The 404-nt window shown below is 66.6% G+C and carries 1 protein-coding gene; it reads right to left on the bottom strand.

Going from position 1 to position 404, the window contains the following annotated elements; translation table 11 throughout:
* On the bottom strand, nucleotides 1–404 hold a 404-nt coding region (locus tag EN857_RS33405; RefSeq protein ID WP_145972041.1), incomplete at both ends, for a methyltransferase.

Here is a 404-nt window from a genome sequence, read left to right as displayed (position 1 = left end):
TTCGTAAGGAAGCTGCCGGTTGGCGACCATGAACAGGCGTCCGCCGGGCTTCAGGGCCTTGGCTGCCGCGCGGATCATGCCGGCACCAATCTCAGGCTCCGCCGCACGGCTGCGATGGAAGGGCGGGTTCATGGCGATGACGTCGTAGCGGCGCTCCACAGGCTCGGCGAGCAGGTCCGTCCAGAAGAAGCCCTGTGCCAAGATGTTGCCGAGATTGCCCCTGGCCGCCTCCAGCGCGTCGAAATCGGCCTCGTACAGATCGAGCGACAAGCCCGGCGAGCGGGCGGCCATCTCCGCCGCCACATAGCCCCAGCCGGAGCAGAAATCGGCCGCGCTGCCACGCAGATCGCCTGGCAGGTTGTCGACCAGCAGTTTCGAACCGGCATCGACGCGATCGAAGGAGA

Source organism: Mesorhizobium sp. M4B.F.Ca.ET.214.01.1.1, assembly GCF_004791545.1.
GTDB classification, from domain to species: Bacteria; Pseudomonadota; Alphaproteobacteria; order Rhizobiales; family Rhizobiaceae; genus Mesorhizobium; species Mesorhizobium abyssinicae.
The sequence above is the reverse complement of the archived record's forward strand: the minus strand, read 5'-3'. Positions and strand labels throughout refer to the sequence as shown.